The sequence below is a fragment of the Bifidobacterium avesanii genome (assembly GCF_009299475.1).
Lineage (GTDB): Bacteria > Actinomycetota > Actinomycetes > Actinomycetales > Bifidobacteriaceae > Bifidobacterium > Bifidobacterium avesanii.
The window spans coordinates 293,406-310,898 of sequence record NZ_WBSN01000001.1 but is presented as its reverse complement, the minus strand read 5'-3'; the positions used below and the strand labels follow the sequence as shown (position 1 = coordinate 310,898).

Annotated in this window: 14 protein-coding genes, 1 pseudogene and 1 riboswitch; of the genes and pseudogenes, 9 read left to right on the top strand and 6 right to left on the bottom strand. The window is 67.1% G+C overall.

Annotated features, from left to right (window positions below; all coding sequences use genetic code 11):
• Nucleotides 1–2: 2 nt before the first annotated feature.
• Both DSM100685_RS01405 and DSM100685_RS01400 read right to left on the bottom strand, forming a co-directional pair.
• Nucleotides 3–1,592 carry a beta strand repeat-containing protein gene (locus tag DSM100685_RS01405; RefSeq protein WP_152349581.1) on the bottom strand — a complete coding sequence of 530 codons (1,590 nt, stop codon included), beginning with the start codon at nucleotides 1,590–1,592 and terminating at the stop codon, nucleotides 3–5.
• Between the two features lie 261 nt (nucleotides 1,593–1,853).
• The gene (locus DSM100685_RS01400; RefSeq protein ID WP_152349580.1) at nucleotides 1,854–2,111 is read right to left on the bottom strand and encodes a hypothetical protein; all 258 of its coding nucleotides are present in this window, start codon (nucleotides 2,109–2,111) and stop codon (nucleotides 1,854–1,856) included.
• A 230-nt stretch (nucleotides 2,112–2,341) separates the two neighbouring features.
• Here DSM100685_RS01400 and DSM100685_RS01395 point away from each other — a divergent pair, with 230 nt between their 5' ends.
• From DSM100685_RS01395 to gmk, 8 genes and pseudogenes are all read left to right on the top strand, one after another.
• Nucleotides 2,342–3,712: a cytosine permease gene (locus DSM100685_RS01395; protein ID WP_152349579.1), complete on the top strand. Its 1,371-nt coding sequence runs from the start codon at nucleotides 2,342–2,344 to the stop codon at nucleotides 3,710–3,712.
• A 30-nt stretch (nucleotides 3,713–3,742) separates the two neighbouring features.
• Nucleotides 3,743–4,996, top strand: a complete 1,254-nt coding sequence (gene codA / locus DSM100685_RS01390; protein WP_152349578.1) for a cytosine deaminase — start codon at nucleotides 3,743–3,745, stop codon at nucleotides 4,994–4,996.
• Between the two features lie 160 nt (nucleotides 4,997–5,156).
• The gene (gene efp, locus DSM100685_RS01385) at nucleotides 5,157–5,720 is read left to right on the top strand and encodes an elongation factor P (RefSeq protein ID WP_152349577.1); all 564 of its coding nucleotides are present in this window, start codon (nucleotides 5,157–5,159) and stop codon (nucleotides 5,718–5,720) included.
• 34 nt (nucleotides 5,721–5,754) lie between these two features.
• Complete coding sequence (gene nusB / locus DSM100685_RS01380) at nucleotides 5,755–6,321, top strand: transcription antitermination factor NusB (RefSeq protein WP_152349576.1); 567 nt, start codon at nucleotides 5,755–5,757, stop codon at nucleotides 6,319–6,321.
• A gap of 56 nt (nucleotides 6,322–6,377) precedes the next feature.
• On the top strand, nucleotides 6,378–7,568 hold the full coding sequence (carA, locus tag DSM100685_RS01375) for a glutamine-hydrolyzing carbamoyl-phosphate synthase small subunit (protein ID WP_240811868.1): 1,191 nt from the start codon (nucleotides 6,378–6,380) through the stop codon (nucleotides 7,566–7,568).
• Between the two features lies 1 nt (nucleotide 7,569).
• Complete coding sequence (gene carB, locus DSM100685_RS01370; RefSeq protein ID WP_152349574.1) at nucleotides 7,570–10,953, top strand: carbamoyl-phosphate synthase large subunit; 3,384 nt, start codon at nucleotides 7,570–7,572, stop codon at nucleotides 10,951–10,953.
• A pseudogene (gene pyrF, locus DSM100685_RS01365) lies at nucleotides 10,953–11,867 on the top strand (orotidine-5'-phosphate decarboxylase); the annotation flags it as partial. The gene carB and the pseudogene pyrF, both read left to right, overlap by 1 nt.
• Before the next feature lie 228 nt (nucleotides 11,868–12,095).
• Nucleotides 12,096–12,716, top strand: a complete 621-nt coding sequence (gene gmk, locus DSM100685_RS01360) for a guanylate kinase (protein WP_152349572.1) — start codon at nucleotides 12,096–12,098, stop codon at nucleotides 12,714–12,716.
• A 133-nt stretch (nucleotides 12,717–12,849) separates the two neighbouring features.
• Here the strand turns inward: gmk and ribH are convergent, their stop codons facing one another.
• The 4 genes from ribH to ribD form a co-directional block, all read right to left on the bottom strand.
• Nucleotides 12,850–13,338 carry a 6,7-dimethyl-8-ribityllumazine synthase gene (gene ribH, locus DSM100685_RS01355; RefSeq protein WP_152349571.1) on the bottom strand — a complete coding sequence of 163 codons (489 nt, stop codon included), beginning with the start codon at nucleotides 13,336–13,338 and terminating at the stop codon, nucleotides 12,850–12,852.
• A gap of 2 nt (nucleotides 13,339–13,340) precedes the next feature.
• Complete coding sequence (gene ribB, locus DSM100685_RS01350; protein ID WP_152349570.1) at nucleotides 13,341–14,648, bottom strand: 3,4-dihydroxy-2-butanone-4-phosphate synthase; 1,308 nt, start codon at nucleotides 14,646–14,648, stop codon at nucleotides 13,341–13,343.
• Between the two features lie 74 nt (nucleotides 14,649–14,722).
• Nucleotides 14,723–15,400: a riboflavin synthase gene (locus DSM100685_RS01345; RefSeq protein WP_152349569.1), complete on the bottom strand. Its 678-nt coding sequence runs from the start codon at nucleotides 15,398–15,400 to the stop codon at nucleotides 14,723–14,725.
• Complete coding sequence (ribD, locus tag DSM100685_RS01340) at nucleotides 15,381–16,496, bottom strand: bifunctional diaminohydroxyphosphoribosylaminopyrimidine deaminase/5-amino-6-(5-phosphoribosylamino)uracil reductase RibD (RefSeq protein WP_152349568.1); 1,116 nt, start codon at nucleotides 16,494–16,496, stop codon at nucleotides 15,381–15,383. Before ribD ends, DSM100685_RS01345 begins: the two co-directional genes overlap by 20 nt.
• 98 nt (nucleotides 16,497–16,594) lie before the next feature.
• Nucleotides 16,595–16,736, bottom strand: a riboswitch (FMN riboswitch).
• A gap of 310 nt (nucleotides 16,737–17,046) precedes the next feature.
• Between ribD and DSM100685_RS01335 the strand changes: the two genes are divergently transcribed.
• On the top strand, nucleotides 17,047–17,460 hold the full coding sequence (locus DSM100685_RS01335) for an amidohydrolase family protein (RefSeq protein ID WP_152349567.1): 414 nt from the start codon (nucleotides 17,047–17,049) through the stop codon (nucleotides 17,458–17,460).
• Nucleotides 17,461–17,493 lie beyond the last annotated feature (33 nt).

Genomic DNA, 17,493 nt, shown 5'->3' with positions numbered 1-17,493 from the left:
TGTCACATGCTCCAGGACGTGCTGGTGCCAAACTGCTCGTCGTAGGCGGAGCGGTCGATGGTTTCGTCTGCGAGTTCGGTGTCGCCGCCGGCCTCGACGCTCGTCGAGTATGCGCCGGTCACCGTCACCGTGATGCCGCTCGTGCCGCTGACCACGGTCTTGCCGCCGGCCACGATGGTCACCGTGCGCCCGGAGGCGTCCACGACCCTGCCGCCGGAGGCGACGTTGAGCGCGGAGACCGTCGTGTCGCCGGTCACCACCCATGTGGAGGTGGCGTCGACGTTCACGGTGATCGGCGCCTCGCTGGTCGAACCGGACGCCGCGGACGCGTTCTCGGCGATCGAGGCGGATCCGGTCCACGTGCTGCCCTCGAGCAGGTACAGGTCCACCGAGGAGATGGTGTCCGCCGTCACGTCGCCCTCAAGCGTCTGGCTTCGGCCGGTGAAGGTGACGGTCGCGCCGTTGGAGCCGGTCGAGCCCCAGTTGTTGGAGTCGTTGCCCGACGCGTTGATGAGCGTCGCCTTCGTCGTGTCGAAGTTGAGGGTGGTGTTGCTCAGCACCACGTCGGCGGTGGTGTTCGTGAAGTAGAACATCGAGCCGGACTCGATCGCGGACGTGAGCGTGGAATCCACCGCCTGGAACGTGGCGTGCTCGCCGGTGGAGGACTCCGCGTCGCCGGAGGTGGACTGGTAGATGATCACGCCGTTGGCGATCGGGTCGGAGCCGGTTTTGCCGGTGTTGGTGCTCTTCAGCGTCGAATCCTTGATGAGGATGGTGTTATAGCCCTCCATGCCGGCGATCTGGCTGCCGGATGCGGTTCCGGTCACGTTGTAGGCCTGCACGTCGCCGGTGGAGTACAGCAGCGGCGAGCCGGAGCCGGCGGTGGCGATCGTGGAGTCGACGAGCGACACCGATCCGCCGCCGCGGTCGGTGGCCACGGTGGCGCTGTGGTCGCCCTGCGTGGATGCGGTGACGTCCCCCGCGAGGATCGTGCCGCCGTATGTGGCGTCGAGGCCGCGCGAGTTGTCCGCCGTGGTGGCGATGGTCGCGCCGCGGACCAGCGCGGTGGCCGAATCCGTGGCGAACACGCCGTTGGAGCCGGAGCCGGAGGCGGTGAGCTTGGTGCCGTCGAGCACGAGCGTGGAGCCGTCGCCCACCGCGAGGGCGATGGAGTTTGTGCCGTAGAAGTTGGCGTTGTCGTCGCTGGAGGCGTTGCCGGACTTGGCGAGCGTGCCGCCGGTGACGGTGAGCGTGCCGCCGTTCTGCGCGAGCGCCGCATTCTGGTCGTCGTTCGATGCGGTGACGGTCTCGCCGCTGGAGGTTTCAGCCGAGCCGTCCGCCGCGAGCGCGCCGGAATACGTGCCCGCGTAGTCGTAGGACATGGTGTCCGCGCCTCCCATGCCGCCCTGTCCGCCGGGCGCGGAGCCCATGGCGCTGGATGCGGCGGCGTCGCCGGCCGTGCCGGTCGCCTTCATGACCGCCATGGTCCCCGCTCCGGCGGCGAGCCCCGAGGCCAATGAGACGGCCATGGCGATGACGATGAGCTTGCGTGTGGCGAGCACCGGGGTGCGCGCCGTCGAATTGGCGTTCATGGCTGCCATCCTTTCGTGTGGTGATCGGCTGTCGTTGTCGATGACTTCATTGAACGGCCCGATCCGCAATGCGGGCCCGGAATCGCCGCAATGCCGCCTCAAGGGTTCGGCAACGACTTCTGGAAGTTTTCTGAATGGTTTCTGGAAGAGACGGGCTGTCCGTCGTGCGTCCGGACGGGCAACGGAAACGGGCCGGGACGGACGGTCGGACATGCCGAACCGTTCATCCCGGCCCGTTCTTGCGTGCGGGCGACGTGCGCCTCATACGGTGATTTCGACGCCGTCGCTGACGACGTCGTCGAACGTCGTCGTCTGCGTGGACGACGAGGCGGGGGAGACCTCGAGGCGCGCGGCCGTCTGGACGCCGAAGCCCGCCGCGAGCGAGAGGGCGAGCAGCGACGCGGCGACGATGCCGGCGGCCCGCCGCGCGGAGCGGTTGCGGTCCCGTGAGGTCCGCGAGGTCTGAGGGGTCTGAGAGGCGTGAGTGGTGCGGATGTTGGCGTTGGCCTGTGCGTTCATGGTGACCGTCCTTTGCTTGGGAAACGCCTTCATTGAACGTCCGCCGCCGCAACGCCGGCTGTGCCGGCGCGAGGAAAACGCTCGGACGGCCGTGTGAATTCGCTGGGAGCGCCGGCCCTCCGCGACACGGCGGACGCCGTTCACGCGGGCGCGCGATCTCGGGCGGTACGATCGGAGCCGGCGCAAGCCAAGAGACAAGAGACAACGGAACACAAGAAAAAGGACGCAGTATGTCCACCAACGACAAGTTCGCGCTGGAGATCATCGAACCCTCCGAGCGCAAGTCATCCAACTGGGACATGTTCGCCACGTGGGTCGCGGCGAACGCGAACAACGGCACGTGGTTCATCGGCGGCGTGATCGCGGCCTGCGGCTTCGGCGGCGCGATCGGCCACCTCACCTGGTCGTCCGTCATCGCCTACCTCACGCTGGCGGGCATCGGCTACATCGGCTACAAGGTGGGCGCCACCACCATGGGCGCCGCCCGCGCGTCCTTCGGCATCCGCGGCAGCTGGGTGCCCAGCGTGATGAACATGGTCATGTACATCGGCTGGACCGCCGTGAACACGTTCATCGCCGCCACCTCGGTGAGCATCCTGCTCAACGAGCTGCTCGGCTGGCCCGTGTGGGGCGAGCCCGGCGGCGAGAAGGGCATCGTCGTGGGCATCATCGTCATGAGCGTGCTCCATCTGCTGTCCGTCTCCACCGGCGCGAACTCGGTGCGCATCATCGAGCGCGTGGGCGTGGTGCTCGTCTTCGTGTTCGCCATCTGGGAGACCATCGCCGTCTTCCAGCAGGTCTCCTTCTCCGAGATCGTCTCGTGGACCCCGCCGACCGACCAGGCCATGGCCTCCGGCGTGGCCGTGGACAAGCTCGCCGCCTTCAACCTCGGCTGGGTCACCTGCGCCGCCGACTTCACCCGCTTCGCCAAGAAGCCCGCCGGCTCGCACGTCATCCCGTTCGTGGGCGCGTTCATCGGCGTCTTCTGGTTCGCGCTCGTGGGCCTCGTCGCCACGATCAGCATCGCCATCACCTCCGGCACCTACGATCCGAACAACTCCGACCCGTCCACCATCGCCAGCAAGCTGGGCCTCGGCGCCGTGGCCCTCATCGTGGTGATCCTCACCTCCATGACCGCCAACGCCGTGAACCTCATGGCCGCCGGCTCGTCGCTGACCAACATCGCCACGAAGCTCAGGCTCACCCCGGCCCTGTGGATCGTCACGCTCGCCGCCTGCCTCGTGACCTTCATCCCGCTGATCATCGGCAGCTTCCTCGACTCGTTCACCCTGTTCCTCGACTACATCGGCTGCGCACTCGGCCCGGTGACGGCCATCATGCTCACCGACTTCTTCCTGCGCAACCACGCCGACTACTCGCGCAGGGACCTCACGGCCGAGGGCGGCCGCTTCTGGTACGCCTCCGGCATCAACTGGATCGCGCTCGGCTGCTGGCTGCTCGGCGTGGTCCTCTACGTGGCCCTCGGCAAGGTGCCGTTCCTGACGGCTACCGTGGGCGCCACGTTCCCGAACATGATCATCATCGCGGCCGTCTACTGGGCGCTCATGCGCGCGGTCCACGGCGAGCCCGCCAAGGACTGACGGGCGACGGAAATAACGAAAGGAAGCGCCATGCTCATCAGCAACGTCAATGTGGACAATGCCGGCGTCCTGAAGGACGTGCGCATCGAGGACGGCAAATTCGCCGCCATCGAGCCCGTCGGAACGCTCAAGGCCAAGCCGGGGGAGGAGACGATCGGAGGCGGCGGCCGCGTGCTGCTGCCCCCGTTCGTGGACCCGCACATCCACCTCGACTCGACCGGCACCGCCGGCGAGCCCGAATGGAACGAGACCGGCACGCTGTTCGACGGCATCCGCATCTGGGCCGAACGCAAGCAGTCCCTCACCATCGAGGACGTCAAGGAGCGCGCCCGCAAGACCATCCGCCGCCAGGTGGAGCAGGGCATCCAGTGCATCCGCACGCACGCGGACGTCACCGACCCCACGCTGACGGGCCTGCATGCGCTGATCGAACTGCGCGACGAATTGAAGGACGTGGTGGACCTGCAGGTGGTCGCCTTCCCGCAGGACGGCATCCTGTCCTTCCCGCACGGCAAGGAGCTCATGGAGCAGGCCGTCAAAGACGGCGCGGACGTGGTCGGCGGCATCCCGCACTTCGAGTTCACCCGCCAGTACGGCGTCGAGTCCGTGCACTTCCTCATGGACCTCGCCGAGAAGTACGGCAGGCTCGTGGACGTGCACTGCGACGAGATCGACGACCCGCAGTCGCGCAACCTCGAGGTGCTCGCCACCCTCGCGCTCGAAAAGGGCATGGGCGACCGCGTCACCGCCAGCCACACCACGGCCATGGGCTCGTACAACGACGCCTACGCGTACAAGCTCATGCGGCTGCTCAAGATGAGCGGCATCAACTTCGTGTCGAACCCGCTGGTCAACGTGCATCTGGGCGGCCGCTTCGACACGTACCCCAAGCGCCGCGGCGTCACGCGCATCCACGAGCTCGTGGCCAACGGCATCAACGTGGCCCTCGGCGAGGACGACGTGCGCGACCCGTGGAACCCGCTCGGCGACGGCAACATGCTCGACGTGGCGATGATGGGCGTGTACATCGAGCACATGATGGGCTACGGCCAGATCCAGAACGCCTTCCGCCTGATCACCTACAACGGGGCGAAGGCCATGCACATCACGGACCGCTACGGCATCGAGGTGGGCAAGCCCGGCAACTGCATCCTGCTGGACGCGCCCGACTTCTACGCGGCGCTCAACCGCCACGCCCCGGTGCTCGCCAACGTGCGCGCCGGCCGCGTGCTCGTGCGCCGCCCGTCCGTGACCCCCGAGGTCAACGCCGGCGGGTTGCTCTGACGCAGGGCGTTTTTTCCTCGGCCACTGTAAACGCACGGCCCGTCCGCGGCTTCAAGGCCCGCGGACGGGCCGCCTTGCGCTGTATGCACGGTGTGGCATAATAGCCAAGGCAATTTTTCCGGGGTTTCCCCACAGGCTAGTTTGAAAATAGGTGAATAACGTGGCACAGACTACCAACGACATCAAGAATGGTTCCGTTCTCAACCTGGACGGCAAGCTGTGGACCGTCATCAAGTTCCAGCACGTCAAGCCCGGCAAGGGCCCGGCCTTCGTCCGCACCACCATCAAGGACGTCCTGAGCGGCAAGATCGTGGACAAGACCTTCAACGCCGGCATGAAGGTGCAGTTCGAGACCGTGGACAACCGCAACCTCCAGTACTCCTACGAGGACGGCGACAACTTCGTGTTCATGGACATGGAGACCTACGACCAGACCTACATCCCCAAGGAGCTCATCGGCGACCAGGCCAAGTTCCTGCTCGAGGGCACCGACTGCATCGTCTCCTTCCACGACGGCAACCCGCTGAACGTCGAACTGCCGGCCTCCGTCGTGCTCGAGGTCACCCACACCGAGCCCGGCCTGCAGGGCAGCCGCTCCACCGCCGGCACCAAGCCCGCCACCGTCGAGACCGGCGCCGAGATCCAGGTCCCGCTGTTCATCAACGAGGGCGACAAGGTCAAGGTCGACACCCGCGACGGCTCCTACATCGGCCGCGAGAACTGATCCGTCGACCGGACCCAAGGAGACAAGGCTTCACATGGCACGTTCCACCGCTCGCAAAAGGGCGCTGAATACGTTGTACGAAGCGGACGAGAAGGGACAGGACATCCTGTCCCTTCTTGATGAACGCATCGCGCACCCCGGCGCTCAGACCCCGTTGCCCGACTACGCCATCGAGATCGTGCGAGGCGTGGCCGAACACCGCCGTGACATCGACGGCGTGCTCAATCTCAGGTCCACCAGCTGGAAGGTCAGCCGCATGGCCGTCGTGGACCGCAACATCCTGCGCATCGGCGTGTGGGAGATCCTGTTCAACGACGATGTGCCGGACATGGTGGCCATCGACGAGGCGCTCACGCTGGCGAAGTCGCTGTCCGACGCCGATTCGCCGAGCTTCATCCACGGCCTGCTGTCCGCGGTGTGCTCCGAGGAGAAGCCGCTGCGCGAGGCGCGCAGGGCCGAGGAGGAGGCCGAAGCCGCGAAGGCCGCCGAAGCCGGTGAATCCTCCGATTCCTCCGATTCCGCCGAATCCGGCGAATCCGACGGCGAGACCGCGCAGGAGCCCTCCGAGGCCGCCGATTCCGCCGAAACCCAAACCGCCTGAGCGTCCGCGCCGGCGATTATGGTAATTGAAAATATCCTGAATACAAGGGGGTTGTGGTGAACCTGAGCTTTTCCCCGGAAGACGCCGTCCTCGTCCTCGAGGACGGTCAGGTCTACGTCGGCGAGCCCTACGGCGCGCTGGGAAAGACCACTGGAGAGATCGTGTTCGCAACCGGCATGACCGGCTACCAGGAAACGTTGACCGATCCGAGCTACGACCGCCAGATCGTGGTGCAGACCTTCCCGCACATCGGCGACACCGGCGTCAACCATGAGGATCCCGAATCGAAGCGGATCTGGGTCGCCGGCTACGTGGTGCGCGAGCCCAGCCCGGTCGTGAGCAACTGGCGCGCCGACGGCAGCCTGGACGACGACCTGAAGCGCGAGGGCATCGTCGGCATCAGCCGCATCGACACGCGCAAGCTGGTCCGCCACCTGCGCTCCGCCGGCGTGATGCGCGCGGGCGTCTTCTCCGGGGACGAGCTCTCCGACGGCAAGGGCGGCGTGAAGTCCGTGGACGAGCTGCTCGACGTGGTTAAGGCCACCCCGCAGATGCAGGGCCTGAGCCTGTACGACGAGGTCTCCACCAAGGAGGCGTACACGGTCGAGCCGTGCGGCGACTTCGAAGGCAAGAAGCCCCTGTTCACCGTCGCCGCCATCGACCTCGGCATCAAGGGCATGACCCCCCACCGCATGGCCGAGCGCGGCTGCCGCGTGCACGTGCTGCCGTCCACCACCACCTTCGAGCAGATCGAGGCCCTCAACCCCGACGGCGTGTTCTTCTCCAACGGCCCGGGCGACCCGGGCGAGGCCGACGCGATCGTCGCCCTGCTGCGCCAGGTGCTCGACGCCGGCCACCCGTTCTTCGGCATCTGCTTCGGCAACCAGATCCTCGGCCGCGCGCTCGGCTTCGGCACGTACAAGCTCAAGTTCGGCCACCGCGGCATCAACCAGCCGGTCATGGACCTGACCACCGGCAAGGTGGAGGTTACCGCGCACAACCACGGCTTCGCGGTCGACGCCCCCAAGGGCGAGCCGGTCGCCGCCCCGTACGAAAACGGCAAGTACGGCAGGGTGCGCGTGAGCCACGTCGATCTCAACGATGACGTGGTCGAAGGCCTGCAGTGCCTCGACATCCCCGCGTTCTCCGTGCAGTACCACCCGGAGGCCGCCGCCGGACCGCACGACGCCGCGTACCTGTTCGACCGTTTCGTCGACCTGATGAAGAGCTCCAAGGAAGGTAAGTGACATGCCCAAGCGCACCGACATCAAGTCCGTGATGGTCATCGGCTCCGGCCCGATCGTCATCGGACAGGCCGCCGAGTTCGACTATTCCGGCACGCAGGCCTGCCGCGTGCTGCGCGAGGAGGGCATCCGCGTCATCCTCGTGAACTCCAACCCGGCCACCATCATGACCGACCCGGAGATGGCCGACGCCACCTACATCGAGCCGATCGCCACCCCGATCCTCGAGAAGATCATCGCCAAGGAGCGCCCCGACGCTCTGCTGCCCACTCTGGGCGGCCAGACGGCCCTCAACGCCGCCATGGCCCTCGGCGAGGCCGGCATCCTCAAGAAGTACGGCGTCGAGCTCATCGGCGCCTCCCTCGACGCGATCGACCGCGGCGAGGACCGCGAGCTGTTCAAGAAGGTCGTGGACCAGGCCGGCGCCGAGTCCGCGCGCTCCGACATCGCGCACTCCATCGAGGAGGTGGACCGCATCGCCGAGCGCTTCGGCTTCCCGCTGGTCGTCCGCCCGAGCTTCACCATGGGCGGCCTCGGCTCCGGCATCGCGCACGACGAGGAGGAACTGCACCGCATCGCCGGCGCCGGCATCCACTACTCGCCCACCGACGAGGTCCTGATCGAGGAGGGCATCGAGGGCTGGAAGGAATTCGAGCTCGAGCTCATGCGCGACCGCAACGACAACGTCGTGGTCGTCTGCCCGATCGAGAACGTGGACCCGGTCGGCGTGCACACCGGTGACTCCATCACCGTCGCCCCGTGCTTCACCCTCACGGACCGCGAGTACCAGAAGCTGCGCGACATCGGCATCGCCATCATCCGCGGCGTGGGCGTGGACACCGGCGGCTGCAACATCCAGTTCGCCGTGCATCCGCAGACCGGCCGCATCATCGTCATCGAGATGAACCCGCGCGTCTCCCGCTCGTCCGCCCTCGCGTCCAAGGCCACCGGCTTCCCGATCGCCAAGATCGCCACCAAGCTGGCCCTCGGCTACACGCTCGACGAGATCCGCAACGACATCACCCAGTCCACGCCGGCCTCCTTCGAGCCGACCATCGACTACGTGGTCACCAAGGTGCCGCGCTTCGCGTTCGAGAAGTTCCCGGGCGCCGACCCGACCCTGACCACCTCCATGAAGTCCGTCGGCGAGGCCATGGCCCTCGGCGGCAACTTCCAGGAGTCCCTCGGCAAGGCCATGCGCTCCATCGACAAGCGCCACATGGCGTTCAGCTGGGACGGCGAGAAGCCCGACCAGGCCGAGGTGGACGAGCTGCTCAAGGCCATCCACATCCCCACCGAGCACCGCTACCTGCAGATCCAGCGCGCGATGTGGGGCGGGGCCACGCCGCAGCAGATCTTCGACGCCACCAAGATCGACCCGTGGTTCATCGAGCAGCTGCGCCAGATCAACGACACCGCGCTCGAGGTCAAGGCCGCCGAAACCCTCACGCCGCGCCTGCTCAAGAAGGCGAAGCTCGCCGGCTTGTCCGACCTGCAGATCGCCCACCTGCGCCACCTCGGCGACGAGGGCGAGAACACCGTGCGCGAGCTGCGCTGGAGCTACGGCCTGCGCCCGGTCTACAAGACCGTGGACACCTGCGCCGCCGAGTTCGACGCGGTCACGCCGTACTACTACAGCTGCTACGCCGACGAGTCCGAGCTGCGCCCGCGCGAGCGCGAGGCCGTGATCATCCTCGGCTCCGGCCCGAACCGCATCGGCCAGGGCATCGAGTTCGACTACACCTGCGTGCACGCGGTGCAGGAGCTCGGCAAGGACTACGACACGATCATGGTCAACTGCAACCCCGAGACCGTGTCCACCGACTACGACATGTCCGACCGCCTGTACTTCGAGCCGCTCACCTTCGAGGACGTGCTCGAGATCTACGAGGCGGAGAAGAAGATGGGCCCGGTCAAGGGCGTGATCGTGCAGCTCGGCGGCCAGACCCCGCTGTCGCTCGCCGCGCGCCTCAAGGCCGCCGGCGTGCCGATCCTCGGCACCACCCCGGAGTCCATCGACCTTGCGGAGAACCGCGAGCTGTTCGGCGAGGTGCTGTCCCGCGAGCACATGAACGCGCCGCGCTACGGCACCGCCCTGAGCCTCGAGGAGGCCCGCCAGGCCGCGCACAACATCGGCTACCCGGTGCTCGTGCGCCCGAGCTACGTGCTCGGCGGCCGCGGCATGGAGATCGTGTACGACGACGCCCAGCTCACCAAGTACGTGAACCGCGCGCTCGACGAGGCCAAGGCCGACACGGTCGTCTCCGGCAGGCTCCCCAGCCCGCTGCTCATCGACAAGTTCCTGCAGGACGCCATCGAGATCGACGTGGACGCCCTGTTCGACGGCGAGGAGCTGTACATCGGCGGCATCATGGAGCACATCGAGGAGGCCGGCGTCCACTCGGGCGACGCGGCCTGCACCCTGCCCCCGTGCACGCTGTCCGACGACCAGATCCGCCGCCTGCGCGAGGGCACCTACGCCATCGCCAAGGGCTGCGGCGTCAAGGGCCTGATCAACGTGCAGTATGCCTTCATGGCCAACACGCTGTACGTGATCGAGGCCAACCCGCGCGCCTCCCGCACCGTGCCGTTCGCCTCCAAGGCGACGGGCGTGCCACTGGCCAAGGCCGCCGCGCGCATCATGGCGGGGGAGACCATTGCCGACCAGCGCGCCAACGGCCTGCTCCTGCCCAAGGGCGACGGCGGCATCATCCGCCCCGGCCAGCAGGTGGCCGTCAAGGAGTCCGTGCTGCCGTTCAAGCGCTTCCGCACCCCGGTCGGCAAGACCGTGGACATCCTGCTCGGACCCGAGATGCGTTCGACCGGCGAGGTCATGGGCTTCGACCGCGACTTCCCGCACGCGTTCGCCAAGAGCCAGCTCGCCGCGTACGACGGCGGCCTGCCGACCAAGGGCAACGTGTTCATCTCGGTGAACGACGCGGACAAGAAGCAGCTGCCGCTCATGGCCGTGCGTCTCGTGGAGCTCGGCTTCACGATCTGGGCGACCGAGGGCACCGCCTCCGTGCTGAGCCGCTACGGCATCGAGTCGAAGATCGTGGACAAGATCAGCACGCGCGTGGACTCCGACCCGGAGGCCCCGGTGCAGATCCAGCACGCCCGCGGCTCCGTCGGCAAGAACGTGGTGGAGCTCATCGAGGACGGCAAGATCGACATGATCCTCAACACGCCGAACTCGCGCGGCTCCCGCTCGGACGGCTACTCCATCCGCGCCGCCGCCATCGCGGCCGACCTGCCGCAGTTCACGACGATGACCGAGTTCTCCGCCGTGCTGCTGGCTATCGAGGCCGTGCGCAATAATGACTATCAGATCATGAGCATTCAGGAACATTCCAAGCAGCTCTTCGAGCTAGAAAGCCGTGAATTCTGATGAACGCAACCGGTGGGGCAGAACAGAATGCGATGAGGTCGGACTTCGGCCTGAGACTCAGGACGTGCATGGACAAATACGGTCCGCTGTGCGTCGGCATTGATCCGCATCGCAAGATCCTCACCGATTGGGGCTACAACGTGGACGCGGAGGGCGCCGAGCTCTTCGCCATGCGCATGCTCCAGGCCGCCCACGGACGCGCCGCGGCGGTCAAATTCCAGGCGCCCATGTTCGAGCGCTACGGGGCCAAGGGCTTCGCGGCGCTCGAGCGGGTACTCTACGCCGCCCGCCAGATGGGCATCATCACCATCGTGGATTGTCTGCACGGCGGACTGTCCACCACCATCTCCGCCATCGCCGACGCCTACTTCAAACCGGGCGCCCCGCTGTTGGCGGACGCCATCACGCTGCTGCCGTACTACGGCGCCCGCTCCCTGTCCGGGCTGATCGACGAGGCGCTGGACAACGGCCGCGGCGTGTTCATCGCGTCCCTGACCTCCAACGAGGAGGGCGCGAGCCTGCAGACCGCCATACGCCAGAGCGGCGACTACAAGGGCAAGACCGTCGCCTACGGCATCGCCAGCACTGCGCAGAAGCACAACGAGGGCGTCGACGGCATGGGCTCGGTCGGCCTCATCATCGGCGCGACCATCGGCCAGTGGGTCAAGGACTCCGGCGTGGACCCGGCCAAGTTCACCGGCCCGATCCTGTCCCCGGGCTACGGCTGGCAGGGCGCCGAGGCCAAGGACCTCAAGACCGTGTTCAAGGGCACCAAGGGCAACGTGCTCGTCACCGTGTCCCGCTTCATCGCCGCCCACGGACCGGACATCTCCATGCTGGCGCAGGCCACCGAATCCATCGCCTTGGACGTGCGTCAGGCCCTGCTTGAAGCCACCGAGGAAGTGGACGAGGACGCGGAATCCGAGACGGCACAGACGGCGACTGCCGCACCCGCCGTGGCGTCCGCTCCGGCGACTCCTGTTCCGGCAGCATCTGTCTCGGCAGCGTCCACATCCGCTCCTGCGGGGGCCGCACCGGGTTCCGCGGCGGCAACTTCCTCCGCAACCGGCCCGGATGTAACCGTCCGCCCGAAAGCCTGAACGTTTTAGCCATCCCCTCATCCGTTCCAAGGAGATCCCATCGTGACCGACGTTTCCCCCGTCTCCTCCGCATCCGCCCAGCCCTCCGGCCGACTGCTCGTCCTGAGCGGCCCCACCGCCGTCGGCAAGGGAACCGTCGAGGCCAAACTGCGTGAGCGCCATCCCAACGTGTGGGTCTCCGTCTCCGCCACCACGCGCGCGCCCCGTCCGGGCGAGGTCAACGGCGTCAACTACTGGTTCATGACCGACGACGAGTTCCTCGCCAAGGAACGGGCCGGCGGCTTCCTCGAGACCGCCGTCGTGCACGGCATGGCCCACTACGGCACCCCGCTCGAGCCCGTTCGCGAGCATCTCGCCGCCGGCGTGCCCACCATTCTGGAAATCGACCTGCAGGGCGCCCGCCGCGTCAAGCAGCGCGCCGCCGAACTCGGCCTCGAGGTCGTGTACGTGTTCATCGCGCCGCCGAGCTTCGAAGAGCTCAAGCGCCGCCTCATCGGCCGCGGCACCGAGACCCCCGAGCAGCAGGCCCGTCGCCTCGAAACCGCCAAGGTCGAGCTCGCCGCCGAATCCGAATTCGACGTGACCATCGTCAACAACACCGTCGACGAGGCCGCCGACGAACTGTGGCATCTCATCGCCCAGGAGTACGGCATCGCGGAATAACGGAGCGCCCTCTGCGCTGAGCCGTTAGGCGGGAATCCCGGTGGGCTTCCCATAGGCGAGGGGAGCAGCTTCCTTCGGTGCTCCTAGGCGACGCTATTCCGCGATGCCGGCATGCTGCGGCATCGCGGAAGGATCAGGCGTCGATGGCGCGCAGCACGTGCACCATTTCAATGGCGCCCAGCGCGCAGTCGAAGCCCTTGTTGCCGGCCTTCGTGCCGGCGCGTTCGATCGCCTGCTCGATGTTCTCGGTCGTGATCACGCCGAACAGCACCGGAACATCCGAGCTCAGCGACACCTGCGCAATGCCCTTCGCCGTCTCGTTGCACACCAGATCGTAGTGCGACGTGCTGCCGCGGATGATCGCGCCCAGGCAGATCACCGCATCGTAGCGGCCCGTCGACACCATGCGCTTCGCGGCGATCGGAATCTCGAACGATCCCGGCACCCACGCCACATCGACATCCGATTCGGCGACGCCATGCCGCTTCAGGCCGTCCAGCGCGCCAGACAGCAGCTTCGACGTGATGAATTCGTTGAAACGCGCCGCCACGATGCCGATGCGGATCGGCGCCGCCTCGTCGTTCGCGGCGTTGGCGACCAGCTGTCCTTCGAATACTGTCATGATCAGTTCTCCTTTGCCAGAGCACCCAGCAGATGCCCCATTCGATGTTCCTTGGTGGACAGATACTGCGCGTCGTAGTCGGTGGGCGCAATGACCAGCGGCACACGACGGTCGATGACAATGCCGGCGCGTTCAAGCTGGCCGATCTTGTCGGGATTGTTGGTCATGAGATCGATCGACGCGATGCCCAGATCCCGCAGCATCGCGGCCGCCGTCTCGTATTCGCGCGCGTCGGCGGGGAAGCCGAGCTTCAGGTTCGCGTCGAGCGTGTCGAGTCCCTGCTCCTGCAGCTCGTACGTGCGCAGCTTGTTGAGCAGGCCGATGCCGCGCCCCTCCTGGCTCAGATACAGGATGACGCCGCGTCCGCGCTCGGTCACGCGGCGCATCGCCTCGCGCAGCTGCGGACCGCAGTCGCAGCGCTGCGAGCCGAACACGTCGCCGGTCAGGCACTGCGAATGCACGCGGCACAGCACCGGCTCGCGCACGGGCGCGTCGCCGGCCATGGCGGCCAGCACGTCGTCGCCCATGACAAGCGCCACATGCTCGGCGCCATCCGCCTCGTAGCCGACCATCGTGAACGTGCCGTAGTCGGATGGCAGCTGCACCTGCGCGACGCGGCACATCGTGCGCGGGAACTCATGGGCGCGGCGATACGCCTGCAGCTGTGCGATCGTGATGAGCGCGAGGCCATGCTCGTCGGCGAAGGCGCGCAGATCGTCGCGGCGCATCATCGTGCCGTCTTCCTTCATCATCTCGCAGCACAGTCCGCACGGCTCCAGTCCGGCCAGTCGCGCCAGATCCACGGTCGCCTCGGTGTGCCCGTTGCGTTCCAACACGCCGCCGGGACGCGCCACCAGCGGGAACATGTGGCCGGGGCGACGGAAGTCCTGTGGACGCGTGTCGGGGTCGATGCACGCCAGCGCCGTCAGCGACCGGTCGCGCGCGCTGATGCCCGTGGACGTGGTCACATGGTCGATGGACACGGTGAACGCGGTCTGATGGTTGTCGGTATTCGCCGTGCACATGGGCGGCAGGTCGAGGCGCGTCGCCAGTTCGGCGCTCATGGGCGTGCAGATGAGGCCGCGGCCATGCGTCGCCATGAACGCGATGTTGGCGGTGGTGGCGTAGCGGGCGGCGCAGATCAGGTCGCCTTCGTTCTCGCGGCTTTCGTCGTCGGCGACGACGATGACGTGCCCGGCGGCGATCTCGCGGATCGCGCGCGCAACAGCGCGTTCGGCTTCGGCATCGGCGGCGGCATCAGCGGATGTGGATGCGGAATCGATGGGGGAGTGGGAATCGGTGATGGCCATGGCAGACTCCTTGCAGATAGCAATGACAGGTTGACGATGATGAAAGGTGATGACGGGGTGATGGCGGCCGCGCGTCAGAATCCATGCGCGGCGAGGAACTGCTCGGTGATGCCGGCGCTGGCGGCATCGGCATCGGCGCTGACGGTATCGTCGCTGCGCGCCAGCATTGCCATGAGCCGCGCCACGTACCGGGCCAGCGGGTCGATTTCGAGGTTCACGACGTCTCCGACGCGGCGCTCGGGCAGGACGGTATGCGCGGCGGTGTGCGGAATGACCGCAATGCCGAACGCATCCTCGCTGGCGAACGTGACCGTCAGGCTGATGCCTTCGACGGCGATCGACCCTTTTTCGGCGATGAAGCGCATCAGCGCGTACGGCGCGCGAACCGCATACGTCGTGGCGATGCCGTCGCGCGTGATCGAAGCGATGGTGCCGGTGCCGTCGATGTGTCCGGAGACGAAATGCCCGGAGAACCGGCCGTCCGCAGGCATGGCGCGCTCCACGTTCACGTGGCTGCCTCGCCTGAGCGTGCCGAGACTGGACCGGCGCAGGGTCTCGTGCATCACGTCCGCCGTGAACGCGCTGCCGTGCAGGCCGGTGACCGTCAGGCACACGCCGTTGACGGCGATGCTGTCGCCGAGCATGGTGCGGTCGGTGACAACGACGGGCGAATCGACGGTCAGCCGGGCGAAGTCCGCGCCGCGCTCCACGGCCAGCACGCTGCCGAGATCCTCAACGATGCCGGTGAACATAGTCCACACCGCCTTCGATGAGGATGTCGTCGCCGATGGCGCTGACGGCCGGATGCGCGATGCGGAAGCAGTCGTCAGGCGAGGCGACGCCAAGACCGCCGATCGGCGCCGGCGCTCCGGTGCCGCCGAACAGCTTGGGCGCGATGTAGGCGCTGACCTTCGTGACGATGCCCGCGTTCAGCGCCGACCATGCGATGCCGCTGCCGCCTTCGATCATGATGCTGTCGATGCCGCGCGCATAGAGCGCTGCGGCGACGGCTGCGATGCTCACGTGGCCGTCATCGTCGGCCGCTACGCGCAGCACCTCGCAGCCGCGGTCGCGGTACTGCTGGACGCGCGCGTCGTCCGCGCTGGCAGTGGCGATGATTGTGGGAGTGCGCGTGGCGGTTGTTACGACCTGCGCGTCGAGCGGCGTGCGCAGATGCGTGTCGCAGATCACGCGCAGCGGGTCGTGCCCGTGCTCGATGCGGCTGGTGAGCTGCGGATCGTCGGCGAGCACGGTGTTCACACCTACGAGAATCGATGCGAAGCGCGAACGGTCCTCATGCACGCGTCGGCGCGCTGCCTCGCCGGTGATCCACTGCGACAGGCCGGACGCGGTGGCGATATGGCCGTCCAGCGTCATCGCGTACTTGAGCATGACGAACGGCGTACGCGTCACGATGGCATGCAGGAAGATCTCGTTGAGCGCGTCGCATTCGCTGCGCAGCACGCCTTCGGTCACGGCGATGCCGGCGTCGGCGAGCTGGCGGATGCCCTTGCCGGCGACGAGCGGATTCGGGTCGGGGGAGCCGACGACGACGCGCGCGATGCCGGCGTCGATGAGCGCCTGCGAGCATGGCGGCTGCTTGCCGGTGTGGCAGCACGGTTCGAGCGTGACGTAGACGGTGGCGCCGCGCACGTCGACGCCCGCGGCGGCGGCCGCTTCAAGCGCGGCGCGTTCGGCATGCCATCCGCCGAAATGATCGTGATGGCCCTTGGCGATGATGCGGCCGTCGCGTACGATGACGGCGCCGACCAGCGGGTTGGGATTGACCTTGCCAGCCCCAAGCCGTGCGTGACGCAATGCCACGGACATGAATTCCCTGTCGCCCATGAAACCCCTTTCCTTCGGCAACGAGGGCATGTCCAGGGATTCGTGGGATGAGTGACGGCACGACGGCGTTCGGGTATGCTCCCGCCTGCGTCATGCTGCCGCAACTTCTTCCATCCAGACTATGACTGTCGGTACCGGAGTCTCACCGGTTCATGAGCGTGTGCTCCAACATCGCGCCAAGGCGCGCTGCTCGCGGACTGTACCGCCGATCGGGAATTTCACCCTGCCCTGAAGATGCGTGTTCGGTTATTGCGGCTCAGCATACGGAGGCGTCCGGTCAACGCCGCATGGCATGTCCGATATGCGGACATGCGCGCTGGCATGAGCCGGCTATCGGGAATGCGTATGGCCGCTGCGCGGAACCGTCGATGCGCGGCGGCGCCGATCGCACGTACCGTGGCGATGTTCGCGTTCATCCGGTTCCCTCACGGGGATCGTTCGGGAAGCCCTGGCCGCACAGCCAGCACAGTCCGCACAGTCCGCACAGCCCGTCATCGATTTCCGCATCCGTCCGTTCACGCCGCGCTACCGCAGCGGCTTCTCCGACGCCATGGTGCGCCGGTTCTTCTCGGGCTTCGACTACGAGCTCACGCCGGCTGCGACGGATCGCACGGCCGAGTCGCTGGCGCGCGAGCTGGACCGGGCGAACGTCGTCAAGGCGGTGATTCCCGGACGCCAGGTGTATGAGACCACCAACGAGGAGCTGTTCGACTATGCGGCGCAGGACCCCGAACGGTTCCTCGTGTTCCCGTTCCTTGACGTGGCGAAGCCCGAGGAGGCGCTGGAGACGATCGAACGCGATGTGGTGGCGCGCGGCGCCGGACCTGCGTCAGGCCGCCGAGCGCATGATTCCCGATCAGGTGCTGTTCGGCTCCTCGTTCCCGCTCGGCCCGGTCGAGCAGGGCATCGCCAACATCCGCAGCTGGCATCTCGATCCCGACGAGGAGCGCAAGGTGCTCTATAGGCACTGCCGCCAAGCTGCTCGGCCTGTGATGGC